General features: G+C 46.0%; 29 protein-coding genes. 5 read left to right on the top strand and 24 right to left on the bottom strand.

Annotated features, from left to right (window positions below):
- From GJB61_RS04585 to GJB61_RS04565, 5 genes are all read right to left on the bottom strand, one after another.
- Window positions 1-1,304 (bottom strand): DUF5704 domain-containing protein (locus GJB61_RS04585; protein ID WP_338115662.1); only part of this gene is annotated, 1,304 nt, incomplete at its 3' end.
- A gap of 231 nt (window positions 1,305-1,535) precedes the next feature.
- A complete protein-coding gene (locus tag GJB61_RS04580) occupies window positions 1,536-1,904 on the bottom strand; it encodes a hypothetical protein (RefSeq protein WP_154117245.1) in 369 nt (122 codons plus the stop codon).
- Between the two features lie 12 nt (window positions 1,905-1,916).
- On the bottom strand, window positions 1,917-3,179 hold the full coding sequence (locus GJB61_RS04575) for an S-layer homology domain-containing protein (RefSeq protein WP_154117244.1): 1,263 nt from the start codon (window positions 3,177-3,179) through the stop codon (window positions 1,917-1,919).
- A 235-nt stretch (window positions 3,180-3,414) separates the two neighbouring features.
- A complete protein-coding gene (locus GJB61_RS04570; protein WP_154117243.1) occupies window positions 3,415-4,359 on the bottom strand; it encodes a sensor histidine kinase in 945 nt (314 codons plus the stop codon).
- Window positions 4,360-4,434: 75 nt separating this feature from the next.
- Window positions 4,435-4,611 (bottom strand): hypothetical protein, encoded by a 177-nt coding sequence (locus tag GJB61_RS04565; protein ID WP_195724234.1) that lies wholly within the window; start codon window positions 4,609-4,611, stop codon window positions 4,435-4,437.
- Window positions 4,612-4,811: 200 nt separating this feature from the next.
- On the opposite strand from GJB61_RS04565, the gene GJB61_RS04560 reads away from it, so the two are divergent.
- Window positions 4,812-5,339 carry a hypothetical protein gene (locus GJB61_RS04560; protein ID WP_154117241.1) on the top strand — a complete coding sequence of 176 codons (528 nt, stop codon included), beginning with the start codon at window positions 4,812-4,814 and terminating at the stop codon, window positions 5,337-5,339.
- A 150-nt stretch (window positions 5,340-5,489) separates the two neighbouring features.
- Here GJB61_RS04560 and GJB61_RS04555 read toward each other — a convergent pair whose 3' ends face one another.
- Window positions 5,490-6,059 carry a hypothetical protein gene (locus GJB61_RS04555; RefSeq protein WP_154117240.1) on the bottom strand — a complete coding sequence of 190 codons (570 nt, stop codon included), beginning with the start codon at window positions 6,057-6,059 and terminating at the stop codon, window positions 5,490-5,492.
- A 258-nt stretch (window positions 6,060-6,317) separates the two neighbouring features.
- Between GJB61_RS04555 and GJB61_RS04550 the strand changes: the two genes are divergently transcribed.
- Together GJB61_RS04550 and GJB61_RS04545 are read left to right on the top strand one after the other, a co-directional pair.
- Window positions 6,318-7,124 carry a helix-turn-helix transcriptional regulator gene (locus GJB61_RS04550; protein ID WP_154117239.1) on the top strand — a complete coding sequence of 269 codons (807 nt, stop codon included), beginning with the start codon at window positions 6,318-6,320 and terminating at the stop codon, window positions 7,122-7,124.
- Window positions 7,125-7,240: 116 nt separating this feature from the next.
- The gene (locus GJB61_RS04545) at window positions 7,241-8,188 is read left to right on the top strand and encodes an aldo/keto reductase (protein WP_154117238.1); all 948 of its coding nucleotides are present in this window, start codon (window positions 7,241-7,243) and stop codon (window positions 8,186-8,188) included.
- A 167-nt stretch (window positions 8,189-8,355) separates the two neighbouring features.
- Here the strand turns inward: GJB61_RS04545 and GJB61_RS04540 are convergent, their stop codons facing one another.
- The 8 genes from GJB61_RS04540 to arfA all read right to left on the bottom strand — a co-directional run bounded on the left by GJB61_RS04540 (window position 8,356) and on the right by arfA (window position 18,419).
- Entirely contained in the window at window positions 8,356-9,318 is a 963-nt protein-coding gene (locus GJB61_RS04540) for a glycoside hydrolase family 43 protein (protein WP_154117237.1), read from the bottom strand.
- On the bottom strand, window positions 9,315-10,574 hold the full coding sequence (locus GJB61_RS04535) for a glycoside hydrolase family 27 protein (RefSeq protein WP_154117315.1): 1,260 nt from the start codon (window positions 10,572-10,574) through the stop codon (window positions 9,315-9,317). The genes GJB61_RS04540 and GJB61_RS04535 overlap by 4 nt, the downstream gene beginning before the upstream one ends.
- An 81-nt stretch (window positions 10,575-10,655) precedes the next feature.
- Window positions 10,656-12,134, bottom strand: a complete 1,479-nt coding sequence (locus tag GJB61_RS04530) for an alpha-N-arabinofuranosidase (protein WP_154117236.1) — start codon at window positions 12,132-12,134, stop codon at window positions 10,656-10,658.
- A gap of 44 nt (window positions 12,135-12,178) precedes the next feature.
- On the bottom strand, window positions 12,179-13,525 hold the full coding sequence (locus GJB61_RS04525; protein ID WP_154117235.1) for an arabinan endo-1,5-alpha-L-arabinosidase: 1,347 nt from the start codon (window positions 13,523-13,525) through the stop codon (window positions 12,179-12,181).
- 25 nt (window positions 13,526-13,550) lie between these two features.
- Window positions 13,551-14,393, bottom strand: coding sequence for a carbohydrate ABC transporter permease (locus GJB61_RS04520; RefSeq protein WP_154117234.1), 843 nt, complete (start codon window positions 14,391-14,393; stop codon window positions 13,551-13,553).
- Between the two features lie 26 nt (window positions 14,394-14,419).
- Window positions 14,420-15,307, bottom strand: coding sequence for a carbohydrate ABC transporter permease (locus GJB61_RS04515; RefSeq protein WP_154117233.1), 888 nt, complete (start codon window positions 15,305-15,307; stop codon window positions 14,420-14,422).
- A gap of 106 nt (window positions 15,308-15,413) precedes the next feature.
- Complete coding sequence (locus GJB61_RS04510; protein ID WP_154117232.1) at window positions 15,414-16,820, bottom strand: ABC transporter substrate-binding protein; 1,407 nt, start codon at window positions 16,818-16,820, stop codon at window positions 15,414-15,416.
- A 75-nt stretch (window positions 16,821-16,895) separates the two neighbouring features.
- A complete protein-coding gene (gene arfA, locus GJB61_RS04505) occupies window positions 16,896-18,419 on the bottom strand; it encodes an arabinosylfuranosidase ArfA (RefSeq protein WP_154117231.1) in 1,524 nt (507 codons plus the stop codon).
- Between the two features lie 363 nt (window positions 18,420-18,782).
- On the opposite strand from arfA, the gene GJB61_RS04500 reads away from it, so the two are divergent.
- Window positions 18,783-19,739: an ArsR/SmtB family transcription factor gene (locus GJB61_RS04500; RefSeq protein ID WP_154117230.1), complete on the top strand. Its 957-nt coding sequence runs from the start codon at window positions 18,783-18,785 to the stop codon at window positions 19,737-19,739.
- A 91-nt stretch (window positions 19,740-19,830) separates the two neighbouring features.
- On the opposite strand, the gene GJB61_RS31100 is transcribed toward GJB61_RS04500, so the two are convergent.
- On the bottom strand, window positions 19,831-19,995 hold the full coding sequence (locus tag GJB61_RS31100) for a hypothetical protein (protein WP_195724233.1): 165 nt from the start codon (window positions 19,993-19,995) through the stop codon (window positions 19,831-19,833).
- Between the two features lie 356 nt (window positions 19,996-20,351).
- On the opposite strand from GJB61_RS31100, the gene GJB61_RS04495 reads away from it, so the two are divergent.
- Entirely contained in the window at window positions 20,352-20,510 is a 159-nt protein-coding gene (locus GJB61_RS04495) for an asparagine synthase (RefSeq protein ID WP_154117229.1), read from the top strand.
- Between the two features lie 125 nt (window positions 20,511-20,635).
- Here the strand turns inward: GJB61_RS04495 and GJB61_RS04490 are convergent, their stop codons facing one another.
- The 9 genes from GJB61_RS04490 to GJB61_RS04450 are packed head-to-tail and all read right to left on the bottom strand — an operon-like array spanning window position 20,636 to window position 26,822.
- On the bottom strand, window positions 20,636-21,406 hold the full coding sequence (locus tag GJB61_RS04490) for a class I SAM-dependent DNA methyltransferase (RefSeq protein ID WP_338115673.1): 771 nt from the start codon (window positions 21,404-21,406) through the stop codon (window positions 20,636-20,638).
- Between the two features lie 57 nt (window positions 21,407-21,463).
- A complete protein-coding gene (locus tag GJB61_RS04485) occupies window positions 21,464-22,405 on the bottom strand; it encodes a CvfB family protein (RefSeq protein WP_154117228.1) in 942 nt (313 codons plus the stop codon).
- Entirely contained in the window at window positions 22,402-22,749 is a 348-nt protein-coding gene (gene rsfS, locus GJB61_RS04480; protein ID WP_154117227.1) for a ribosome silencing factor, read from the bottom strand. The genes GJB61_RS04485 and rsfS overlap by 4 nt, the downstream gene beginning before the upstream one ends.
- On the bottom strand, window positions 22,746-23,324 hold the full coding sequence (yqeK, locus tag GJB61_RS04475; protein ID WP_154117226.1) for a bis(5'-nucleosyl)-tetraphosphatase (symmetrical) YqeK: 579 nt from the start codon (window positions 23,322-23,324) through the stop codon (window positions 22,746-22,748). Before yqeK ends, rsfS begins: the two co-directional genes overlap by 4 nt.
- Entirely contained in the window at window positions 23,314-23,898 is a 585-nt protein-coding gene (locus GJB61_RS04470) for a nicotinate-nucleotide adenylyltransferase (protein ID WP_154117225.1), read from the bottom strand. The genes yqeK and GJB61_RS04470 overlap by 11 nt, the downstream gene beginning before the upstream one ends.
- Window positions 23,899-23,934: 36 nt before the next feature.
- Window positions 23,935-24,228, bottom strand: a complete 294-nt coding sequence (yhbY, locus tag GJB61_RS04465; protein WP_154117224.1) for a ribosome assembly RNA-binding protein YhbY — start codon at window positions 24,226-24,228, stop codon at window positions 23,935-23,937.
- A gap of 36 nt (window positions 24,229-24,264) precedes the next feature.
- Entirely contained in the window at window positions 24,265-25,152 is an 888-nt protein-coding gene (gene aroE / locus GJB61_RS04460; RefSeq protein WP_338115661.1) for a shikimate dehydrogenase, read from the bottom strand.
- An 18-nt stretch (window positions 25,153-25,170) separates the two neighbouring features.
- Window positions 25,171-26,298 (bottom strand): ribosome biogenesis GTPase YqeH, encoded by a 1,128-nt coding sequence (gene yqeH, locus GJB61_RS04455; RefSeq protein WP_154117223.1) that lies wholly within the window; start codon window positions 26,296-26,298, stop codon window positions 25,171-25,173.
- Window positions 26,295-26,822, bottom strand: a complete 528-nt coding sequence (locus tag GJB61_RS04450) for a YqeG family HAD IIIA-type phosphatase (RefSeq protein ID WP_154117222.1) — start codon at window positions 26,820-26,822, stop codon at window positions 26,295-26,297. The genes yqeH and GJB61_RS04450 overlap by 4 nt, the downstream gene beginning before the upstream one ends.
- Window positions 26,823-26,881: the final 59 nt, after the last annotated feature.

Raw genomic sequence — 26,881 nt, 5'->3', positions numbered from 1 at the left:
TCCAGGATAAGAACCGTTCTTGTCATATCCGGGATCATCCGCTGATCGAAAGGACGGTTATCGTCTGGCAGGACAGAATAATTGACTACTGGTGTATGTACTGTAATTGTATTGATCCCGTTAATCGGGAAAGAATTGTTGCTACCCCCATTGACGTTCCCTGGAATTAGATCGTAGTAAATCAATCCTGAGCTTGATGTGTTCGCTCTATTCAGTAATGTTGAACTTATCATATAATTCGAACCAAAAAGGACATTTCGATCAATCTGCGTTGGAGCCGGTAAGTTTCCCGGTGTAGGAGCCGATTGAGAAACTGGTGCTTTATCCATTATAGTCGCCCCATTAAAGACAACAAAATCATTATTAACCGTGTTTTTCCCGGTCGTTGACTCTGCCTTGCTTTGGAATACAGAGATCTGATCCGGAACTTGAGGTTGGGTCGTAGTACCGGAAATGGTTTCCGCAGGCATTTCAATGGCTTCGCAGGCATATGGCTTTACATGGTCGGTTACATTAGTACTGTCTTCAGTAGAAAGTGAAGGCTCTGTATATCCACTGGGGTTTAAAGCCACCGATCCATTGGGCAGAGCATAGTTAGTTAGCATGGCTCTTGAAATCTTATAGACCTCCAGATTGTCTATCTGCCAATAGGAATAGGGTCTGGTTATGGTTATATTCTTAGTTACTGTTTGTTCTAATTCCTTTGGTTGAGCTGGAGTACTCGTTGCAGGTGGTACAGCAACAATGCCAGGTATCGTCCATTTCAGCGTGTATGTTTTGGTAACAGGGACTGTATACGTTACTGTACCTGTCATATTAGCAAATTTGTATTGATCGAGATAATTCTTGGCCAGTACATTTGCATATAGGCTTTCTGATGTTGGAATACCTTGCGTTACATCAAATTGTTCTGCATCCCGACGATCCGCACGAATAACACCTGTTGCTGAAGGGTCTAATGTCGAATTAGAAATAATTGTTGCCTTTGAGGGCGGGTTAATAACCACATTACAAGGACTTGGATCTGTTGGAGGAATAATAACAGTGCCTGGATCTTCTTGGAAAACCGCGATAACATTAGTTCCTCCGAGATAAGTCGTAAAGTTACGGCTGAATAAAGCTGGATTAGTTGCTGGAATCCCGGTTTGTACATAATTTTGATCGTTTAAGTAATGTTTTGACTGGAGATATGATTTGACGAGAGTATACGTTTTACCATCGGAACCAGTGAGTGTTTTATCAAGATCAGCATGGATGGTTTCTCCGACCTTCCAATTTTTCGTTGAATCGTTTGGGTTTTCCACGCTAGATTGTGAAATTAGCTCTCCAGTACTTTTTTTGTATATCTTGGTGACTGGAAACTTTGCATGGTATTGTACAGCAATATCAAAATATTGTCTGAAGCCGCTTGGGTCTGCCCAAGCTTCTGCACTTTTTATGCCTTGAAGGTCAACATAGTCTGTACTCTCTTCAGTTGTACCGTGAATAACATGGAAAATAGAAGATAGATATATAGTACCTCCATAGGAAATATCTTAGAGCCCAGCTTCCTCTAAAGCTTTAGATACTAGAGCTTCAGGGACTTTAAAATAAGTGGTAACTGTGTTATCTCCGTGTGGAACTTCATTCACCTGTTGAATCCTTACTTCACCATGTGCACTGGATTGCGGAATACATTGACCATCTGCGCTACAACTAGGAGAGCGATTTATTGTGAATCCTACAGTTCGGTATTTTATTCCGGTTGTTGCTTGAGTACTAGTTGTATTAAAAGTGATACTTCCAGCTTCATCGACAGTTACTAAGTCAGCTGCAAATATTATATTTGGAAAAATTGATATCAATAGTGAGTAAAGTAAGAGGATAGTAATGATTTTCGAACTGATCTTTTTAAACTTATTCATACTCAATCCGCCTTAATTCTTTTTGTGAATTATGCTCTGCTCATTAAATAAGGAAGCATTGGATACTTTTCGGACGCCCCCTTGAACAGTAGTACTAAGCCCAATATCAACAAAACCGTAATACAAGTGTCCCTTTTGGAGTTTTTCATGAGCATTGAACTTTTCGTCATAAAAGATATCCTTGTATTCGCTATAGTCTTTAATTACAAAAGAAAACTCAGTTCGCATGTAATAACATCCAGTTATACTACTGGAAAACACCATTGATGGTTCAACCTCAAGAGTTCCTTCCGTCACAACTTTATTCTTTTTTACCCAAGCAACATATTCTTTAATTTCAGTTATTTGGAATCTATTCCAATTATTCATATGACTAAATAACTCAGTAGCCCAGCTCTCATTTATGGTTCGATAATCAACATTTAATAGTAATTTGTAATAGTCTTCGGCATTTTGTTTCCACGAATCCATAGTTGGTTTATGTTGAACATAAATATTAGTTAGATATAGTTGTGCCGGCATAATAGCATCATGGAATGGGACACCCATCTCATACATTTCGTTTGGATACTTTTCGAGGATATAGGGATAATTTTTTGCATTTTTCGGAAGATTTGTCGTGCGGATGACTCTTCCCCATTGGTCTTTAGGAGTGTTCATCGCTTTTTCCGCATTAGCCACGGCCAGTTTATCTGTGGGCAAGGTCTCCCCTAGTAATATTCGCGAGATTCGTTCAATGACTGTCACCGTTTGGGCTCTTGTCGTTGTTCCGGTTACGTCCAATTCCCCATTTCCTGTTCCGGATAACACTCCGTTAGCGGTGGCAACATACATAAATTCTGTATCTTCTTTTGCTGATTTCCCAATGGCGCGAACGGCGATTTTAGCCAATTCCAACCGGCTCAGGGGAGCGTTCCAATCGTTGGAGCTGAAGTCGCCAGCAACATAAAATCCAGCCTTTGTAGCAGCCTTAACATAAGGGGTATACCAAGGTGAAGTCACACTGGTATCCAACGTCTGTCCCAGGGAACGAATCATCATCGCAATAAACTCAGAGCGAGCTACGGTCTTATCCGGCTGAAAGGTTCCTTCTGGATACCCATCGACATAACCTTTTTGGACAGCCGCCAGAATATCAGCTTCCGCCCAATGTCCTGCCGTATCCGAGAACGTAGACCCTTCAGATGCTGCAGCCTGCACGGGCCCGCGTTCGCTCGTAAATACACTTCCTGCCAAAATTACTGCAAAAAAACCGATAATCAACCATTTTTTCATATTACTTTCTCCTCTTCGTTTACATGAATACAAATTAGTCACGATAATCGTATGTACTTAGTCAATCGCTAAGTGGCAAATGCATATGTATCTATCAAAAAAGCATTAGACTTCTATTTATCGGTTTTATTTACCATAAAATTTATATATATCCATTCTTTTTTTGTATCTGAGTATTAAAAAGATAAATTAAAAAAGCAGATCCTCCTAATGGATGAACTGCCTTCTTATATACCTACATCTGCTTCCCCAACCGGATGATGCACTGTGCGCCCTCGCCATCCACGCTTGTCATGGAAATACCGAATGGGTTACCGTAAAAAGCTTTAATCCGTTCATTTACGTTATACAGACCGATGCCGCCTGTAAAAGGAATGTCCTCCGGTGCCAGACTCCCGTTTAGCACCTTGGTGATAATCTCCAACCGCTCCGGTGGGATTCCCACCCCATTATCGGCGATCGTGAGCACTACCTCCTCCGTGGTATCCTCCACCGAGATCGTAATCATCCCTTTCCGCCGTTTCTTGGAGATGCCGTGCTGAATGCTGTTCTCCACCATAGGCTGCACAATAAAGCGCGGGCAGCGGAAGGTACTCAGCCTGCTGGCGACGTCCTCGCTAATATCCCAGACCACTTCCAGCCGTGAGCCCATGCGCACTTTATGGATCGCTGTATAGTGCTCCACATGTTCAATTTCACTCAGCAGTGAGGTTTCATTCTCGCTCTTCGACAGACTATAGCGCAGCAGCTTGCCTAGTGAACAAGCCATCTCAGCCACATCGGGATCATCGTTCTGCTCGGCATGCATACGCATCGTTTCCAGCGTGTTGTATAGAAAGTGCGGATTGATCTGCGCCTGAAGCATTTTGAAATCAGCTTCCTTCTTCATCAGCTCAACCTTGTGTACGGTGTTGGTCAGCTCGTCGATCCGTGCAATCATCGAATTATAAGAGGAGATCAGAAAGCCCAGCTCCTTCGAGTAGGTGTCCGTGTAGAGTTTGCGATAATATCGCAGCCCTGACGAAGCACTATCTTGTTGTTGCTCCAGCACCCAGAGTCCTTCCTCGGGCTTCAGCTTTTGCAGCCGCTGCTTGTCGACCGTTGCTGGGAGCTTATCTACATTGACAACATCCTGATTAAGCGATAATACCTCGGTATTCTTCTTATAGATATGGATCATATCGATCCCTTTCTTCCCCTAATAGGTGAACGAGAAGATTGGCAATATCTCTTTCTTATAGTTATAAATTATCTTTCAGTCACTGTGATAAGCACCGTTCAGGTATTCTGTCAGGCTCGTATTGTTCTGGAATAGCGGATAAGCAGACTCTATTTGGGTCAGATACGCCTGTAAGCTGTTGGAGGCCTGCTCAATGAACTTCTCTTTGCTGCCCAGAAACTGGCTCAACAGATTGCCGCCATTTGCTATCACTCCTAAGCCGAAATTTCTATTAATCTGCTATTCTTAGGCGTCCAGTAATTGGAAACCACTAGTTTTCGTAAATAATTGCAACTTTTTCGGGATGCTTCCGTTTATAGAGGTATAATGCCGTTTGAGAACTATCAGTAAGGGTAATTACCTATATAGGCTTACGACACTGAGCTCTACAAAGGCCAAGGGGGAGATTGTTCATGTTTATGAAAAAGTCAGTTTATGTCTTGCCTGTTCTTGTCCTGCTATTCCTTTCTCTCATTACTACGGCAAGTACAGTTGGAACACGGGTAGATGCGCAAAGCGGTGCCAAGAGCCAGCAACTTACGGTTTATATTCATGCGCTTCAGACGGACAATGGCGCTACTATAATTACAGCAGATGAAATTCAGTGGTATGAAGGCGCAGAAGCAGATCGTGTGTTTGCCCAACAAGATCCGGAGGCTGCCGCTGAACTGGGTGGTGCACTGGATGGTTACTACATTTTGAATGACAGTGATACATTAAGTGATTATCCTGTCGCAGATAATGCTACAGTGAGCATGCAGATCTACGATCATACCGGAAACATTAATGATCTCGATATTAATTGGAATGAACAGCTCACTTTACCAGAGTTTATCGCTCAATTTAACAAGACAGACGTTTTTGATCTGAGCCAGTCTCCTTATCACATCACGATTCAAGATGGCAAGATAACTGCAATTACTCAACAATATACTCCTTAATAAATCCCCAAATTAACAGGGCCTAACGGTCTTGAATGAAAAAGTCTCGGCATGAGAATCTGTCTATTCCATAATGGAATTGCAGGTCACAAGCCGAGACTTTTTTGTAGGATTATACTCTGAGTTCCAAATCACCGATTCCAGAATAATTCAAATTCCAAATATTCGAATTTCGGAAACAGGAAACCATTTCCCTGAATTAATATCTTTAAAATATACTAGAATTGCATAGCTTCCTTTTGTATTGAAGTTGTATGTAAATTCAACAGACTTGAACCAAAAGTTTTCCTCTTTATTATTAATCTGTTGAGTATCAATTACTTCTGTTTTGTCTGCAGGATCGGTGATCGTAATTTTTATATCTGAAATTTCCGTTTTCAAATTATCCACCTGTACTAGCGTAGAAAATGTAATACGGGCAGGACTTTTTACCTTACCGAAAATCCCTCCTTTGTCATCAAGCAAAGTCGTGTTTACGTTTGGCTTATAGATTCGAACCGTATTTCCTGACTCCTCCACAGACAATAACCCATACAAATTTTCAGACAACTGTTCAGCAGGGATGAAAGCCTCCCCTTCGGACAATATTCCCGATTGTTTTTGGACCACATTATTCACATATACTGAGACTTCGGATTGGCTCGATGCAGCATAAAGCATAGTCCCCGGTAAAATCATTAAGCCAAGTACTAAAAAGAGTAGTTTATTTATTTTTCTCAATGATCTCTCCTCCTCTATTATTTTATGTTAATTATACCCTTCAAATGGAATATAGTTGCAAGTAGCTACCGAAGTATTCTTGCCCTTATGTGATCTTCAAGCTCGTATTGATCATTGGCTATCGGCAAGCTGTCAATCATGGCGTCTTGTACTCTACAATACCTTGCCGATCATTAGGGTTGACGGGGTAGAAATATTTGTGAAATGACTCAGTTGAGGTAAAATAATAATATTGATGGTGTGGAGAAGAGGTTAACGATGCTGAATGAAAATAGCAAATCCAAAACACTTGGTGAGTTTCTGACATCACGGCGGAACCGGCTTCAGCCGGAACAGGCAGGATTTCACGATTCTTACAGCCAGCGGAGAACACCGGGACTCCGGCGGGAAGAAGTCGCAACACTAGCTGGTGTCAGTGCGACCTACTATACTTGGCTGGAGCAAGGGAGAGAAGTCACTGCATCCAGAGAGATTATCGAGAATATCGGAAGAGCACTGCAGTTGAGTGCGGATGAGAGTCAACATCTGATGGAGCTATGGAATCCCCATGAGCCTGAGGCAGTTATTTCTATAGATACGATGGTGAATCCACAGTGGCAGAATATGATTAGCCTGCTGCCTTACCCTGCCTTTATTACGAATGAAAGAACACAGGTATTCGCCTGGAATGATGCGGCTAACGAAATCCTCATTGATTTCAATGCTTTGCCAGTGTCAGAGCGGGTGATGCTGCGTTTGTTGTTTACTGATTCCTGGCTGCGCCACCGTATGGTGAATTGGGAAGAATTCGTGCTCCACGCCGTCGCTGTCTTTAGAACTTATTATGACAAGCATCAGGAAGACCCGTGGTTTAGGGAGCTCGTAGAGCAGCTATGTGCGGAAAGCGCTGAGTTCGCACAGATGTGGAAGCTGCATAATATTCAGCGCAAAAAAGTAAGCCGAGTCTATATCCAGCCCCAAGATGCTACTAAGGCTGTAACCTATGATATCCATTCCTTCGCAAGTCTTGCTGACCATCCGGACCTGCACGTTTGCATCTATACGCCGACTCTGCCGGATAACTAAGGCAACTCCCTAGTAATAATCTTACTAGCATAAGCATACTGTGGTTGCCTGCCGACAGGTCGATTAGAATGAGAATATGAACCAACCATTATTACCAAGAAGAGGGGAATCACACTATGCAGAAAAGAAAACTGGGACGCGAAGGACTGGAAGTATCGGCCTTGGGCCTTGGCACGATGATGATGCCAGACAATGAAGAATCGGTAAGTACCCTCCTGGGAGCACTGGATCTGGGGGTGACTCTTTTTGATACAGCAGATATTTACGGAGAATTCTTGCAGGGGCGCTTTGGAGGCAATGAGAAGTTGGTTGGTCGGGCGCTCAAGGGTCGGCGGGACGAGGCCGTAATTGCGACTAAATTTGGGATTACGCATACCCAAGGACCTAAAGGAGATCCGGCGTATATCAAAAAATCCGTGGATGCCAGCCTCTACCAGCTTGGTATGGATTATATCGACTTGTATTATCAGCACCGTCCCGATCCCAATACCCCTATCGAAGAGACCATCGGGACGTTAGCCGATCTGGTCAAGGAAGGGAAGATCCGCTACATTGGCCTGTCAGAAGCCTCACCCGAGCTGATCCGCCGTGCGCATGCCATCCATCCGCTTGCCGCTGTGGAAACCGAATATTCGCTATGGAGCAGAGAAGTGGAAGACGAGATTCTACCGCTCGTGAAGGAGCTAGGGATCGGCTTTGTTCCCTATAGTCCGCTCGGCCGCGGCTTTCTGACCGGCCAGATCAAGAGCTTCGACGATCTGCCACTAGATGATTACCGCCGCTATTATCCACGTTTCCAAGGTGAGAATTTCGCTAAGAATCTCGAGGTCGTAACGCTGATTGAAAAGATGGCTGCGCAAAAAGGATGCGCCCCCTCCCAGCTTGCGCTTGCTTGGCTGCTCGCACAGGGAGAGAATGTTGTGCCGATTCCGGGAACGAAGCGGCTGGACAGAGTACAGGAGAACCTCGGTGCTCTGCAGGTTTCCTTGTCGGAAGATGAGCTTGCCCAAATCGAACGGATCTCGCCTAAAGGCATCGCTGCGGGCAGCCGTTTCCCCGGGTAAAAGATGCCGGCTTGCTCGCAGCCGACCTGATCAGATAGAAGAATATCTCTTAATACAATCTGCAGAGCTGCAGATTATTAGTTATTAATTTAAAAGAAGACTGTACGACTCAAGGGTCGTTACAGTCTTCTTCCTTATGCGTATTATTAAGTGAAGTGAAGGATTGCTTAACTTCTACTATCTTTTACCGGAACTCCGAAATTAGGTGTGCCATCCTCATTCCAATGAAAGACTTGCGCACGGGTATGACGGTTCGGATCGTACAGTGGATCGCCAATGATATCTTTATAATTGCGGGCATGGTAGATCATCACATCTTCCCCAGCTTCATTGATGGTGAAGCTGTTATGGCCTGGGCCAAATTGTCCATTCTCTACACTGGTCTGAAATACTGGCTCCGGCAATTTCGTCCATGAAGCAGCATCCAAGAGATTACTATCCTCATCCGCAGAGAGCAATCCCATACAATAGTTGAAATCGGTAGCGCTGCCAGAGAAGCTAATGAAGATCCGCCCATTACGCTTCAATACAGCTGTGCCCTCATTGACACTGAAGCCAATAATCTCCCACGGGTATTCAGGAGTAGAAATCATTGTCTGCGGGCCGGTCAGCGTCCACGGATTGCTCATTGCCGAAATATACAGGTTCGAGTTCCCTTTAATCATCAGATCCTTCTGAGCCCATACATAATACAGCACACCTTTATGCTGAAAAGTAGTCCCATCCAGCGCGAACGACTCCCAGGCCGTTTTTACTTGGCCTTTTTCTACCCATGTTCCTTCCAGCGGGTTCGCAGATTCGTTCTCCAGTGCATACATCCGGTGATCGAATAAGCCGTCCTGCGTCTCCGTCGTGCGGGCAGCAGCGAAATAAATATACCATTTGCTATCAATGTAATGGATTTCCGGAGCCCAAATATTGGCACTCAGTGGACCGGTTTCGTACTTGCGCCAAGCTACGATGGGTTGTGCAGCCGTCAGTCCCTCAATGGACATTGCTCTGCGTACCTCAATGCGATCATATTCCGGTACGGAAGCCGTATAGTAATAATAGCCGTCAGTATGCTTGTACACCCATGGATCGGCGCGCTGCTCCACCAGCGGATTAAGGTATTGTCTATTTATATTCATAATGGTTTCTCCTTTGTGAACTTCAACAGTAAGCAGCCATGCGGCGGAAGATCTTGAGAGACAGCATCCTCTTCAGCTTCAAATGCACAGCCTCTCCATAAATCACGAATCGTAGCTTGGGCTGGCAGGTTAAGTTGCTGGAATGACAGGTGAACGTTTAAATTCTCATCGCTAAGATTGAATATAGCAACGTAATGGTTGCCTTGTTCATCCTCCGCTGTCCAGATAGCCAACTCGTCATTCCGCAGAACCGAAATGCCTCCCTTGCCATATCGATGCAAGTGCAGTACTTCTTCATTGGTCAACAAAGATAACGTCCATTCATCATTGTCGCGCAACTCTCCCCCGAACATCAGTGGTGAGCGGAAGATACTCCACAGCGTCATCATCGTAACCTGCTCATCAGGGGTAAACCGCGTAAACCGATCGCCCCCTCCGTCTACGGATCGGATGCCTAGATGGCCGAGCGGCAGCATATCACAATCGGGCCAGTGGCCTGGTTGAACATAAGCTGCCCATTGCTCACAGCGCTCGAACATCCCGCGCAAGAGATGCCAATGATCCCAATAATCATCGGTCATTCTCCAAAGGTTGGCGTGGCCTGCCAAATGTTCGGCCTCCTCCAACGGAGCTGGTCCAGGTGACAAGCTAAGTACTATTTCCCGTCCGCAACGATCAATAGCCTTGCGGATCAGTTCAATCTCGTCCTTGTGGTATCCATAAAGTCGTGAAGCGGCAATATCATCTACCTTGACATAATCCACACCCCAGCTGGCATACAGCTCAAAGAGTGAGTCATAGTAGGTCTGACTACCTTCCTGCGCAGCATCCACTCCATACATATCCGTATTCCAAGGACAAATAGAGTTGGGGTGGGCGATATCACGAGCGGTTCGCTCTGAACCAAGAATTCTACTGGCACTATGAACTGCCTGACGCGGGATACCGCGCATAATATGAATGCCAAATTTCAAACATAGACTATGCACATACTCAGCTAGCGGTGCAAAGCCTTTTCCACCTGCACTTGAGGGGAAGCGGTTCTCCGCGGGTTGAAGTCTAGAATATTCGTCCATCACTAGGGGTACAAAATTACGGTATTGCGACGAATTCGCTCCCGGCTCATACCACTGGATATCTACGATCACGTACTCCCAGCCAAAATCCTTCAGATGGCGGGCCATGTACTCCGCATTGCCTCTTACTTCTTCTTCATTGACACTAGCGCCGTAACAGTCCCAGCTATTCCAGCCCATGGGGGGTGTTGCTGCTAGCAGTTTCTCTGCGATGGCCTCCACGTCCTTTCCTGATAACCGCCTCTATTCACTACAAGATTGCTACTCTAGAGTTAGCACAACAACAGAAGCAGGCGGAAGCTCGCAATCCAGTACTCCGCCCTTTAAGGAAGCGCCATCGTACGCGGACGGCGTTACGTTGTCCGCGTCCTCAAACGTATTATGGGCATTCAACTCTGTATGCGTCAGGATTAGACCGGATACCTTCTCGTGTGCCGCACCTTCTATACTGAAGCTAAGATTCGCTTGTTCCTTGTGGCTCAGGTTACAGATCGATACGTATACCTTTCCGCTAGCATCACGGGAAGCAGAAACGCTAAGTTGCGGAATTGTAACTTCTCCAAAGGTATAATCAGGACTCTCAAACGTTAGTTCAAGCAGCTCGTTATCCTGATGCACTTTGTACATTTCAAACACATGGTAGGTAGGCGTAAGCAGCATTTTGCCGCCCTCTGTCAGTATCATCGCCTGTAGTACATTGACTACCTGAGCAAGATTGGCCATGTGAACCCGACTGCAGTGTTGTTGAAAAATATTAAGATGTATGCCCGCTACCAATGCATCTCTTAAGGTATTCTGCTGGTACAGAAATCCTGGATTCGTTCCAGGCTCATTCAGGAACCACGTTCCCCATTCATCTATAATCAATCCTACCCGCTTCTCTGGATCATACTGATCCATAATGGCAGAATGACGGGTAATGAGTTCGTCCATATGGAGTGATTTCTTCATCGTCTCGATCCATTCGGTATCGTCGAAACCAAGCGCAGGACGCTTCTCTTCCCAGCTTCCGGGGATGGTATAGGAATGCAGACTCAGGCCATCCATGAAGCGCCCGGCCTCCCGCATCAATACTTCCGTCCAGTTGTAATCATCAACATTTGCCCCACCTGCGATTTTGTAGAGCTGGTTGTCACCGTAATTTCTTACATACGTCTGGTAACGCCGGTACAAATCCGCATAGTATTCAGGACGCATATTGCCGCCACAGCCCCAGTTCTCATTGCCGACACCGAAATACTTGAGCTTCCATGGTGTCTCGCCACCATTCTCCCGGCGCCAGTCAGCCATTGGAGATTCGCCTTCAAAGGTCATATATTCAACCCACTCCGACATTTCCTGAACCGTGCCGCTGCCTACATTGCCGCAAATATACGGCTCGCAATCCAGCAATTCGCATAGCCGGAAGAATTCATGTATGCCAAAGTGGTTGTTCTCTACCAGCCCACCCCAGTGCGTATTAACCATCCGCTTGCGCTCTTCTGATGGCCCGATGCCATCCTTCCAGTGGTACTCGTCAGCAAAACATCCGCCCGGCCAACGCAGCACAGGTATATTCACCTTCTTGAGTGCGGCCAAGACATCATTACGGAAGCCTTCCGTATTCGGAATAGGTGAATCTGCACCAACCCATATCCCTTCATAAATACATCGGCCCAAATGCTCAGCGAAATGGCCGTAAAGATGACGACTGATAGTACCTTTACCTATTCCTGCATTTAATTTCAAAATAGTAGTCATATGTTCTGTTCTCCATCCTTTCCTGCTCCATGTCTTCGTTCACTTTAGGAGCTCTGTTTACCCCAACTGGCAATACCCTTTTCATTCAGTCCAGTAAATACAAGCGTGGATCTGTTCTGCTCCCAATCCCATGCAGGCAACAGCTGAAGCTTCTCCGTGCGTCCCGCTCCCTGGTGAATATCGTTCCATACCAAAATTAATGTTCTGTTACCGTCCAAGGACCATTGTCCTGTACCGTTCTCTCCCTCAACGTTGCCATTATCCTGAAATACTAGCGGGGCCGATTGTACCTGTCCGTCCACCGAAGGGTCCATCAGCACTTGTTCCCATGTTCCGGTTATTAGATGTTGTGGGATCTCCTGTTCCAGCTCTCCTGCATAACGTTCCGGTGAGACTACCGGCCAGCCATCCTCTGTCCACACTATTTTGCGGACATGCAGATAAGCCCAGTGCTTATCCTGTTCCCCTCGTGCATGATGAACCATGTAATAGCTGCCGTTATCGTTTAATACTGAATTATGCCCAGGAGCTATCCATCCCGGATCATCGCCAAAGCGATAGCCACCGAGAATTTTGGTGCCGATCTCAGATTGTGGCAGATACTCACTGTCGCTCATATCTTGGCCGTTATAATCCAGATAAGGCCCAGTGATCACTTCTGCACGCGCCACACGGACGTTATAATCTTCAAACAAGGAATCGTAGGAAACGAACAGATAATATTTCTTGAACTGCTCGTTGTACACAATGTAGGGTCCTTCAACAGCTCCGTCTTCAGTAACCCTATCGCGTCTAGCAATCTGCTGTCCGAAGCCAGCCTGTTTCGGCTTACCTGATTCCTTATCCAGCTCAATCAGATGAATGCCGCCAAAAAAAGAACCATAAACCATCCACATCCGTCCCTCAGCGTCCGTAAGTACGTTGGCATCAATCGCATTGAGATGATCCTCTGCACGCGTCTGAATCACCACGCCTTCGTCTGTCCAAGGCCCTTCAATGGATGCTGAGGTCTGCAGGCCAATCAGCGATTGTCTGCTCCCAAACGTGGACGCCGAATAATACATCCGGTATTGCTCACCGTATTTCACAACATCCGGAGCCCATAAATTCACGGAATCGGCCCAGTCTTTAGCCACCTGTGGAATTCCTGGCAACGCATAATGCACCCATTGCCAGTGGATCAGATCCTGTGATTTACGAACCATAACTCCTGGGGTCAGTTCACCACCGACCTTCACATCGGTAGAAAATACGTAGTAGCCTTGCTCCGTCTTAATGATCCCGGGGTCATGAGCGTTATGAATGGTCCAAGCCGCTTCTTCATGGATAATGGAAGTATCATACATAGTGAAGAGTCCGGGAGAGTCCGGGAAGACTGGCAACCTATCCATTTTCGAGTGCACCTCCAATTATTGACTACCCTTTGACTCCAGAAATCGCCACGGACTCGATAATTTGTTTCTGGAAGACCAGAAATATAATCAGCATCGGCAATAACGAAATGATCGAAGCAGCCATGATAAGCGGGTAATCGGTCTGAATGGCATAAGTCGCATTGAAGTTCGCAATAACGAGCTGCAGCGTCTGCTTCTCCGGTGAATTCAGATAAATAATCGGCGCCAAATAATCATTCCAGATACCCATAAACCACAGGATCAGCTGTGCAGCAATCGCCGGCTTAATCAGTGGAAAGGTAATCGAGCTATACAGCCGGAAGTACGAACTTCCGTCAATCTTGGCGGCTTCAATAATAGCATTAGGCACACTGCTCAAATACTGCCGCAGGAAAAAGATCATAACAATGTTGCCGAATAGACCGGGTACGATCAAAGGCCACAAGGTATCGATCCAGCCAAGTTTGGAAAAGATGAAGAACTGCGGAATCATAACAGCCGGATACGGAATCATCAAGGAAGACAGCATCAGCAGAAATATTTTATTCTTCCCCGGGAATCTCAGCTTGGCAAAAGCAAAAGCCGCTAGACTCGAGGTGAACGTACCCACCACGGTTACGGAGAGGGCAATAATCAAACTGTTCTTAATCCCGCTAAGTAGCGGACCGGCCTCCCAGATTTCTTTGTACTTGCCAAAATTGAACGGGCTCGGAATCCATACTGGCGGCAAAGCGAAGACATCCTGCTTATCTTTAAGTGAGGTGGACAGCATCCACAGCAGCGGACCTATCATAAACACTGCACCAATCAGCAACACAATGAAAATGATTGTACTCGTTAGATTTCTTTTACGTGAATGGGACATATTATATTCGCTCCTCTCTCTCCATATCAATCGACATCGAACGAAGATTTCTCGTTCATTCTAAATTGGATAAGAGTCACGACAAATATGAAAGCGCCGAGCACTACTGCCATAGCGGAAGCGTAACCCATCTGGAAGCTGCCGAAAGCCTTTTGCCAAATGTAGAACACTACGGAAGCTGAAGCATATTCCGGACCGCCTGTAGGGGTCATAATGTTCATCTCGGTAAAAATTTGCGATCCTCCGATAATATTCGTAACCACAATAAAGAAGGTAACAGGACGCACCATCGGCCAGGTGATATGCCGAAAGGATTGAAAGCCATTAGCCCCATCAAGTTCTGCGGCTTCATAATAGGTTCTGGATACACTCTGCAGCGCTGCCAAATAGAGCAGCATCGTATAACCAAGACCCTTCCAGACCGCCATAATAATCAAGGCTGGTTTAACGGTATACTTATTCGCCATCCAGTTAGGACCGGAAATACCAAACAGATCAAGAAACTGATTGACTAGACCATAGTCTCCGTTATAGGCCCAGTTCCACATTATGGAAACTGCTGCCAACGAAGAAATAACCGGGACATAGTAAATGACACGAAAGGTAGTAGTGCCTCGTGCTCCACGATTCAACCCAAGCGCGAGCAGGAGCGCCAGCGTGATACCAATTGGAATCCCCAGCATCATGAATAGCGTATTAAACACTGCTTTATGGAACAATTCATCCGTGAACAGATCCGTGAAGTTGCTTAAACCAATAAAGCTCATCTGGCCCAAACCATCCCAGTCTGTTAATGAACCATAGATGGAGTACAACATAGGATAAAGCGTAAAAATAATTAGGCCCAGTAAAGGAGCAAGAATAAACAAAAATCCGTAGATCTTTTCTTTCCGATAGAGGTTGGACGTGGTCATGTTTTCTTTCACCTCAGATTCTGATATCAGAATGAAAATGATGTTAGTCTGATGGAATCAGAAGCTAACATCATTATTCATCTGGTTTAAAGAAGAAGTTTTTAACTTATTTTTTGGATTTTTCTTCTTGCTCAATCGCTTTGTCCAGCAACTTCTGCATTTTAGGCTGCTCTGATTTCACATAGTCAGCAGCGGTTACTTTGCCATCGATCACCGGTTGAATATCCGTGAAGAACAGATTGTACCATTCTGCATTGTAAGTGTAGTGACCTGGAAGAACTCTGCCGTAATCATTGACGATTTGCAGGAATTCTTCTTTATTGGCTGGTTTGGTAGACGTATCTGCTGCCCATTCTGTAGCCATATCAATCAAGTTAGGAATTTGCACTTTTGCTTTTACAAGCGCTTCCATACCTTCTTTCGAAGCTGTCAGGTAATCAATCAGCGCTACCGCTTCTTCCGGATACTTCGTTTTCGCAGAGGCACCGATACCTAACGAACCAGTCCATGTTGCTGATTTGCCGGTAGAACCTGCAGGGTAAGGGATTAGATCATAATCGAACGGCAAGGTTTCATAAGTGCTCATATCCCAAGGACCTACTGGGAAAAACGCCATTTCGCCCTTCATCCAACGTTGGTAAGTATCGAGTGTTTGTGCTTGCTCAGTGGAAGGCGTGACTTTGTATTTATTTTGCAGGTCAGCCATGTATTGCAGTGCTTCCGCAAATTTCGGATCATCAATGGTTACTTTTGTTTTAGTTGAATCAATCCAGTCAGCCCCGTTGCTCCATACAAAAGCCTGAAGCGCCCATTGCACGTTAAAGCCAGTACCGTATTGATCCGGTTTGCCGTCTCCGGTAGTATCAACTGTTAACTGTTGAGCAACTTTAACAAATTCATCCCAAGTATATGGTTTGTCTTTGTCAGGAAGGGGAATGCCCGCTTTTTCAAACATGGTTTTGTTGTAGCCCAGTGCGAAAGGTCCAACGTCTTTAGGCATACCGTAAATATTGCCTTGACCCGCCATTGTGCCGTCATAACGGTACAGGTCTACGCCATATTTCCAAATATTATCAAGGTTAATATCCTTATTTGCTTCAATATAGCTATTCAGATCCAGCAGTACGCCACTGTTCACATATGCCTTCAAATCACCAGACTCAAAATAGAACACGTCGGGGATACTTTTACCGGTTATGGAGGCTTTCAGTTTCGTAGCATATTGATCGGCTGCTGTCACAATTATTTTCACTTTTACATTTGGATGGTCAGCTTCAAATTTTTCGACTACTTTTTTGTAAGCTGCCTGCTCATCCGTTCCACCTCTGTACATAAAAGTTAATTCTTTAGTTTCTTTTGAATCATCCGTTTTAGTTGCTGTGTTTTCTGTTGTTCCTGTGTTTCCGGTATTACTCTTAGCCGCATTGTTGTTGTTTCCTCCGCAGCCTGCTAGTACAACCGATACTGTCAGAATTAACGACAGCAGTGTAAACCAACCCTTTTTCTTTAGCAATGTAACCCCTCCTAGAATTTTCTGAACAGAAGTAATGCTATATAGAAGAACTAAGTAACCGTTTGCGGGTTCTTATTAGTTCAAGCTACCTTTACCCAGTCGAATAACATTCCATGAAGCCTTGGAAACAAGAGTCTCAACAAATCCGTCCTTACACACTGTGCCAGTAGCCTTTGCAGGCTTCACTTTCTCTTCCTGCGCTGTATTCACAGCCAACAGATCATCATGCTGCAGAACGATATGCTCGATCAAGGTATACCCCTCAAACCCCCGAACATCACATTTCAGCAACATGCCTGCCTCAAGATGACGGTTAACCGCAAAGATGGTCAGCTCATCGGCTTCTTCGTTGTACACGATTGCACTATCCAGGTAAGGGACATCCGTATAATCTTGAGCGTCATATTTGGGCGAGTTCACAATAGGTTGAAGCGAAACGCCGCGCCCATATAGGGAAGTATGTAGATAGGGGTAAAAGATCGTCTGTTTCCAGGCCGTTCCACCCGCTTCTGTCATAATAGGAGCAATAACATTCACCAGTTGAGCCAGACAGGCCATCTTCACGCGGTCCGCATGTCTCAGGAATGTGATGAGCATACTGCCGATAAGCAGCGCATCCTCAAAGTTGTATTGATCCTCCAGCTGCGGAGGTCCCACCGTCCAAGGCTCGATCTTGGTATCCGATTCATTGGAATGGTACCAGACGTTCCACTCATCAAAGCTCAGGTACATCGTCTTCTTGCTGCGCTTCTTCGCCTTGATATAGTCACAGGTTGAGGTAACCGTGTTGATAAAATGCTCCAGATCCATGGAACGCGCCAAGAAATTGGCAGTATCCTTGTCACGGTTTCCATAATACTGATGTAGGGAAACGAAGTCTGCAACATCATAGGTATGATCCAATGTTACCGCTTCCCATTCTGGGAAGGTTGGCATCGCCGAGCTGGAGCTTCCACAGGATACAAGCTCAATACTTGGGTCTACCAAACGCATGGCCTTGCCTGTCTCGTAGGCTAGTCTGCCATACTCCACGGCCGTCTTTTGGCCAATTTGCCAAGGTCCATCCATTTCATTACCGAGACACCAGGTCTTAATCTGATGCGGCTGTTCTACCCCATGCTTGCGCCGTAAATCGCTCCAATAAGTTCCACCAGGATGATTGCAGTATTCGAGCAGGTTGCGCGCAGCGTCTACTCCACGTGTTCCCAGATTAACAGCCATCATAACCTCGGAGCCTACCTCTTTAGCCCAATTCATAAATTCATTCGTACCTACCTCGTTCGGTTCTATCGTTCTCCAGGCCAGCTCCAGACGTCTGGCACGATCTTCAACGGGGCCAACCCCATCCTCCCAGTTATATCCGGATACGAAATTCCCTCCTGGGTAGCGGATAATCGGCACATTCAGCTCCCTGACCAGCGATTTTACATCGCCTCTGAAACCGTGAATATCAGACGTGGAATGCCCTGGTTCGTAGATTCCGCCGTACACCGCCCGGCCCAAGTGTTCAATGAACGAGCCGTATATTCGCTTATCTACTTCGGCTATAACAAATGACTTATCAACGATAAGCGTTGCTTTTATTGTGTCCTGCGACAATTGGCTCACCTTCCATTTTAGATATTTGTTAAATAATTAAAAAACGTTTGAATGTATTCGCTTACAGTTATAAAATAACATATATAAACGCCTCTGTAAACAAACAAACATAAAACTATTCATATATTTATAAAATGAAAACAAAAAGTAGCTTATTAGTGAAATAAATGGCTTATTTTCTGAAAATTATTGATTTATACTTTAGTATTTTGTGAACACAAATAATTTATCCATAAAAAAATAACTTAATTTTAAGCCAATTCTACATATTTAGGAAGAAAGCTTTATTTTTAGGGCTAATTAGTTTATAATTTTATGAAATAGTTGATTTTTTACAACGTCACCGGAAGAAGGTACTATGATATGATTTATATTAAAGATCTTATGAGTGGAATCGATATTTTCAAGGCGCTCAGTTCGGAAATTAGAATTCAAATTCTGGAACTTCTAGCCACCAATCAGGCCTTGAACCTGAATGAAATTGCCAAGAAGCTAAACCTCAGCAATGGTGCCATTACCATGCATATTAAGAAGTTAGAAGATAGCGGCCTTATTGAGATTAATACTTCAGTTGGTAAGCATGGCATTCAGAAGGTCTGCTATTTAAATAAAGATAAACTTATGGTCGATCTTCGCAGTAAGGATGTTGATAATCTGTATGAAGTTGAGATTCAGGTCGGTCATTACAGCAACTATCAGGCGGTTCCTACCTGCGGGTTGGCCACCAAGGACAGTATCATCGGCGACTTCGATGAGCCTCGTTATTTTGCTGATCCGCAGCGGATTGATTCGGAGATTATTTGGATGAGTGAGGGTTTTCTCGAATATCGTATTCCGAACTATCTCAAAGCCAATCAATCATTTCGTGAAATCCAATTCTCCATGGAGCTCGGCTCAGAAGCCCCCGGCTTCAACGACAACTATCCCTCAGATCTATATTTCTATGTGAACGGTATCGAAATTGGCTTCTGGACCAGTCCTGGCGATTTCGGTGACACCCGTGGCACATTTAATCCTGACTGGTGGCCTCCTCACTTGAATCAATATGGAATGCTCAAGCTGATTCGGATTAATAAAGACGGAAGCTTTATTGATGGCTGCCGCATCTCCGACGTAACCCTGGATGATATTAAGCTGGACTACAAAAGTGAGCTGACCTTCCGCATTGCCGTAACAAATAAACCCGTTAATAAACGTGGATTAACGATTTATGGCAAACATTTCGGCAATTATAGCCAGGATCTGATGGCGCGAGTGCTTTATAATGTGCATGAGGTTGAAGAAAGCAATAGTCGTCTCACTACCGCAACAATAGAATAAGGGAGTTGTCCCAAAAGAAGTTATTTTCACGTATGAGACAGCCTTTTACACTTCAAAGCTGTAAAAGCTAAAAAACGAGCCCGTCTCTGGGTTATTGGAGACTGGCTCGTTTTTGTTTTCGATCCGTAGCGGCTTGCTTTAGCAGGTTATGGGCAAGCGAACACCCGACTTCGAGCGTCACTTTTGACAACCCTCGAAGCAGGAAACGCCGGAATCCCCGGTTGTTCTTCAGTTGAATGGTTGGTGTTACTTCCATTTTATCAAAGAGCTTTTTTTTGTGATTTTAATGAAGATTTCGAGTATGTTTTTCCGCTGAAACCAGCGGAGAGGACGGAATGATTGCGGAAAAGCGGTAGCGGTCGCCTTTGTCTCCGGATGTACACGGCTAAGTGTAATTCAATACATCTGGAGACAACAGCGATTGGAGCAACGTTCCGTTCGCGGAGCGTCTCTTCAAACACCTACTTACGATTTGCTCAAAAGACCCAGCAGCCATTTCCATGGCCTTTGGGACAGCCCTTTATTGATTGGATAAGTTCCGTTTGTATAATTAACCTCCATTCAACCCACACTAAGCCCTGTCTCCCAAACCACCGAGAAGGAGTGTTTCGAATGCGTGAAGGTCTGATTCCCGCCGTTCTTGGAACCGTAGTAACCGCGTCCAGCGCCGCTTTGCTTGGCAGCAGGTACAAAATGGTCGCAACTGGCGTACTTGGATTTGGTCTGGCACATGTTGTATTGGGTACCATTGACCTGTTTGAGCATCGGTAAGATGGGTTGGAGGATGCCGGGCAGGTAGGACTAACCGTCTCCTGCTCGGTTTTTTAAAATATGCTAATATAACAAAAAAACGGCCCTAACCCGATTCAGGCTTGGACCGCTCATCCTATTCCGCTTTATTTCACAACTACATAGAATAGCCGTTCTGCATCCTCATCCGCCTCTGCCCATTCGAAATCGGCATAGGTATTCACAGTGCTGAATCCTGCCTTGAACAGTTCTGCTGTCATCCATTCCGGATCGTACGCACGCTGAATATGCGTCTCTTCGAAGCGGCGGTACAGATCACTCCGTCCCTCTTCACGTGCGAATATGGACAGGTGATGTTCAATCTCACAGCGTGGAGCATCCAGCTCACAGGTCCAAATATACGACACCGTAGACTCATCCAGAATAAACGGTTGCTCCTGCTCGTAACGGATCAGTGTGTTCGGATGATGCACATCGAACAGAAAAGTACCTCCTGGCTTCAGACCCGCATAAGTACGGGCGAAGACAGCAGAGATGTCACTTTCTTCGAGCAAATAATTGAGACAATCGCAGAAGGAAATCACAGAATCTACAGGCTCCAGCAGTTCCCATTCCTTCATGTTTTGTCTAACCCAGCGTACACTGCCCTCGCGAAGAAAACGACGTCCCTGAGGATGCTCCTCCATCTTGCGCTGGGCCACGGACAGCATATCTGATGACAGATCAATTCCGGTCATATGATAGCCTTCCGCGGCAAGCGGAATGGTGATGCTGCCAGTTCCACAGCCAAGCTCAGCGACAGTCAAGGGTTTACCATACTTCTTCCAGGCGGTTTCCGCGAACGTTAACCAATCCGGATAAGGCATGTCTGCCATGAGCACATCGTATACATAAGCAAATTTCCCATAGGAAGACACTAGGTGCACCGCACTTTCTATCACCAAATTTAAGTGAGCTTTCGCTGCTCCGGTAAATTATTCGGTCGTTTTTTCAGTTGATTCTTTAGTTGTAGCCGTTTCACCCTCAGCAGGTGCTTCCTCACTGACAGCGAGATAGGTCCAATTCTCCTTCTGAGTAATCAGGCCTTCCTTCAACAGCTTGCCAAGCGCGCGCTTGAAAGCAGACTTACTAATCCCAAAACGTTGCTTGATCACATCAGGTGGTGTGGAATCTGAATAAGGCATTCCTCCACCCGGACGGGCGTGCAAGAACTCCAGCAGTGCAGCGGAATCTACATCCCGGCCAACTTCTCTGCGATGCGTCATGGATATATTAATCCGGCCATCTTCACGAACATGGGAGACACGCGCTTCAAACAGCTCACCTAAGCGAAGCAGACGGCTGCGTTCAGAAGAATGGACCATGCCCAGAATACCAAACCCAAGCACACCCCCATCAACCAAGACGAACGTGCCCATTTGCAGCGGTCTATACACACGGGCGGAGACCATCTTGCCCATCCAGGATTCAGGTGCAGGAACAACAAACGGCAACAGTTCCAGCTCTCCAGAGAGCTTGGCGCGCAGACGTCCTTGCCGGTCATGCTCCATCATCACGAATACGCGGTCGCCCACCATTGGATGCAGGTCCTTCAATTCCGGGAGCTCACTGAGCGGCAGCAGTAGCTGGCGTCCGAGCCCCATTTCGAGGAAGCAGCCCAGACGCGGATGAATATCAGCGACTTCCAATAACGCCATTTCACCAAGCGTCAGGAAAGGCTTTTTCATTGTAGCAGCCAAACGATCCTCGGTATCAAAAAATATAAAGACCTCGACTTTATCGCCAGTCTTCACTCTTTCAGTTAGCTCCGTATAATGCAACATGACATCCTCATCACCTGCATTTAGAAAGAAACCGTAAGGGGATACCTCACGCACTATTTCCAGCGTAACTGTGGTTCCAGCAATCAGACTCATACTGTTTCCACAACCTTGGCGTCTGACCACAGGCGCTCGATATTATAATATTCGCGTTCGTCGCGATGGAAGATATGCACAACTACATCCCCAAGATCCATCAGTACCCAGCGGCCTGAATTCATACCTTCAATCCCCCGAATAACCCCACCAGCTTCATGTACAACCTTGCGAACTTCAGTAGCAATCGCTTGTACCTGCACATCTGAATTACCATGACAGATTACGAAGTAATCACTGATTGGTGAAACATTACGCAAATCCAGGCAAACGACGTTGCCCGCTTTTTTATCTTCTACAGCCTTAAGCGTCATTTGTAACAGCTTGTTTGTTTGTATGTTCATTTATTTTCCTCCAATAGTCTAACTAAATCATTACGCGCCAATACCGTTAACGGAAAAATGATCCGTCGTTTCTCCAGCAGCAGGCTGATTGTGGAATCAAACCCGGCTACCAAACCTTCTTCCAGACTTATCTTTGCCAGCTTGCGGATGTTCTCCACGCCGGGGAAATCCCGGCCAGGCTCTATATAATCGGCAAGACAAACAATTTTCTCAAGGAGACTCATGCCTACACGGCCTGAAGTATGAAAACGGATTGCGGCAATAACTTCGGGATCGATAATCCCGTAGTCCCGTTCAGCCACAAATGCGCCTACTTCCGCATGCCAGAGTTGTTTATCATGCTTCAACAGCTCCGCCGACAAGCCGTTCTGCTCGATAATCTCTTTCATGCTGTCCACTGGCCAATATTTGGCTACATCATGAAGAATCGCCGCTTCTTCCGCACGTACAGGATCAGCTCCGTAGCGCTCCGCCAGCTTGATCGATGATTCCATAACGCCCAGTGTATGCTTCCAGCGCTTGTCGGGCATTTGTGTAGAGACCGCTTCAATCAGCGCTTCACGGCTATATGCCATACAATCCACTCCTTTGCACATAATCGAAAACAGCATCAGGCACCATATACCGAATCGATTTTCCTTCTGCGATCCGCTCTTTTAGCATGGTGGATGAGATATCCACCAAGGGCATATCCGCTAGCAGCACCTTCTCCGCAATAAATCCGGGCAGTGCTTCAAGATCCAGCGGTGTTCCCGGACGACCCACTCCAATAAAAGTAAGGCTCTGCACTAGCTCTTCAATGCCGTGCCATTCCGGCAGATTCTGGACCATATCCGCTCCGATGATGAAATAGAAATCGAAAAGCGGATATTTTTCCTTGAGCTCCCTAACAGTATCAATGGTATAAGATACTCCGCCTCTGGTTATTTCCCAATCCAACGTGCGAAAAGAATCATGCGCTCTGAGCGTCTCCAGCACCATTGCCAGTCTGTCCGCACCAGATACACCAGCCTCATGCTTATGCGGCGGGATATGCGAAGGCATGAACCATACTTCATCCAGCCCATAAGTATATCTTGCAGCTTCCGCCGCCATCATATGACCGATATGAAGAGGATCAAAGGTCCCACCCATAATTCCGACTTTCAAGAGTCCAACCTCCTCAAGCGATGTTTGACTCATCCCTTAACGTGGAAGCTCAATTGTCTTATTATCGCGAGATTCTTTGTACAATACAATCGTCTTCCCAATGACCTGAACAAGCTCAGAGCCGGACTGTTCAGCCAATGCAGCACCGATTTCCTTTGGATCTTCAACATTATTGTTTAGCACGCTAATCTTCATCAGCTCGCGCTTCTCAATAGCTTCTTCAATGTGGCGAACGAGGTGATCGTTCACGCCACCCTTACCGACCTGAAATACAGGATCAAGATGATGCGCTAGTGAACGAAGGTACCTTTTTTGTTTTCCAGTTAACATAATTGAACTAACTCCTTATTTACATATATTATTACCCTAAACTTCTGATTCCATTTCCTGCTCTCCACCAAGGCAATCCAGAATCGTCTTGCGCATGATATCAGTAGGGGCAGGCTGTCCCGTCCAATACTCAAGCGCATACGCCCCCTGATAGACGAACATGCCAAGACCGCCGTGAATACGGCAGCCACATTCAAGTGCCTCTAGCAGCAACCGGGTACGCAATGGATTGTAGATAAGATCGCTTACTACCATTCCTTCATGAAGCAGTGCAGAATCCAGCGGTGTCTCGTCCATCTGAGGAAACATGCCTACAGAGGTTGTATTAATAAGCACATCTACATCGTCCATCATTCCCGCAACTTCGCCCATACTGATTCCAGTAAGTTCACCTTGGCTCGAATAAGCCTTAGCCAGATCACTCGCTGTAGCAGCTGTACGGTTAGCAATAATAATCGAGGAAGGGTGCTCCTGAAGCAACGCAGACACAATTCCTCTTGCCGCACCGCCTGCCCCGATCACCATAATCTTTGCGCCGTTCAATTCAGATATAACCTCTGTCTTCAGTGAACGTACATAACCGATTCCGTCCGTATTGTATCCGGTCAGCACTCCGTTATTATTAACAATGGTATTGACTGCACCGATCGCTACCGCAGTTTCGTCCAGATGGTCCAGATGAGCCATCACTGCTACCTTATGGGGAATAGTCACATTAACACCACGGAAGCCAAGGGTGCGGATCGCTTGGATCGCCTCTTCCAGCTTCTCCGGTGCTACATGCAGCGGTACATAGGCACCGGCAATCCCCATTGCCCTCAGTGCAGCACCATGCATAATGGGAGATTTGGACTGAGCAATTGGATCGCCCATTACACCCAGCAGAATGTCCCCGTTCTTATAAGCCCCAGTTGCAGTTGTCACTAGTATAATCCTCCCTAGTTAGATCAGCGAAGGGCGGGTAAGCACCTTCACACCACGCGGAACGTGAATAGCGACAACTGCGCCTTCGGTTCCGTTGACCTTAATCCAGCCCAGACCCGAAATGAACAGATCCGTTTGAGTGCCTTTGCTAATGCTGAACTCATGACGCTGCCACTGTGGAAGCTTGTCCATGTGGTCGCTAGCGGGTGGTGAGAGCATAACGCCGCGGTGTTCCTGGTACAGAGAATCAGCCCGTTCCAGCTTCGTGCGGTGAATTTTGAGCGTACTGCTGATGTAGCAGGTGAATGATTGATGTACACCCTGTACGAAATCAAACCGTCCCAATCCACCAAAGAAAAGCGTCTGCCCTTCATTCAGCTGATAGACCGCCGGTTTCAGTGTATTTTCAGGCATAACGGCTTCCAGATCCTGCCGCTCTACCAATTCGCTATAGCGCCAAGGATACACAATGCCTGGAGTATCAATGATATAGTGACCGTCATCCAGAGGAATCTTAACCGTATCCAAAGTAGTCCCTGGATAGCGGGAAGTGGTTAACTCCTGCTCCAAATCACTATAGTCGGAGATCAAACGGTTAATCAGAGTAGACTTACCAACGTTGGTCGCTCCAACAACGTAAACATCACGTTGACCTCTCTGCTCGGTTACCGCTTCCAACAAACGGTCAAAGCCCTGATTACGCTTGGCGCTGACGAGTACAATTTCTACTGTACGCAGTCCTTGCTCCTTACAGCGTTGTTGTAGCCAGTTGCGCATCTTGTTCCAGTTCGTCACCTTGGGCAGCAAATCACTTTTGTTCACGGCAAGAATAACCGGGTTATTGCCTACGAAACGCTGCAGGCCAGAAATCAGACTGCCTTCGAAATCGAACAGATCGACAATATGGATGACAAGAGCGTTCTTCTCACCTACACCGCTCAGCAGACGAAGAAATTCATCCTGGTTTACAGAAACGGAAGAGGCTTCATTATAATTCTTAATCCGGAAACAGCGTTGGCAAATGACCGGCTCCCGTTCAAAAGCGACCTCTGGAATATAGCCAGGAAGATCCTTATGTTCGGTCTGCAGCTTGATTCCGCAGCCATTGCATTTTACAGGGCGCTGTGTTTCACTTTCTTGGTTCATTTAGATTTATCCTCCTCTTGCCACAATCCTTTTTTACGCAGCCGTGTCAGAGCAATCTGCTCTACCCGACGATTAATTCTCGTGCCGATGCCCTCATCTTGTACAGAGATAGGTAGCACCAAGACCGTATACAGACCCAACCGATTCCCGCCGTATACATCTGTAAGCATCTGGTCACCTACCACAATCGTCTGCTCAGGCGCAAGCTCCATCAGCTTGATCGCCTTGTGAAAGGGAGCATTGCTCGGCTTGCGGGCTTGATGCACGAATTTAATATCTAGCGGCGTAGCAAACTTCGATACCCGGTCCATATTATTATTCGATACAATAATGAGCTTAAAGCCCAGGGTTTTGACCTTCTCGAACCATACCAACAGCTCTGGTGTTGCCAATGGTGCTTTGGCACCAACAAGCGTATTATCCAGATCCGTAATAATGCCTCGATAGCCTTGCTGGTACAACTCTTCTAGTGCAATATCAAATACCGTATTTACACGGAGTTTAGGGACTAGCATTTCAAACAATACGTTCACCTCGATTTCATACCAAAAACTATATCATACTCTTTGCGCAACGCATATGA

It is taken from the genome of Paenibacillus monticola (genome assembly GCF_009664975.1).
GTDB classification, from domain to species: domain Bacteria; phylum Bacillota; class Bacilli; order Paenibacillales; family Paenibacillaceae; genus Paenibacillus_AQ; species Paenibacillus_AQ monticola.
Note: the sequence above shows the minus strand (reverse complement) of the source record. Positions and strands in the feature narration are given on the sequence as shown.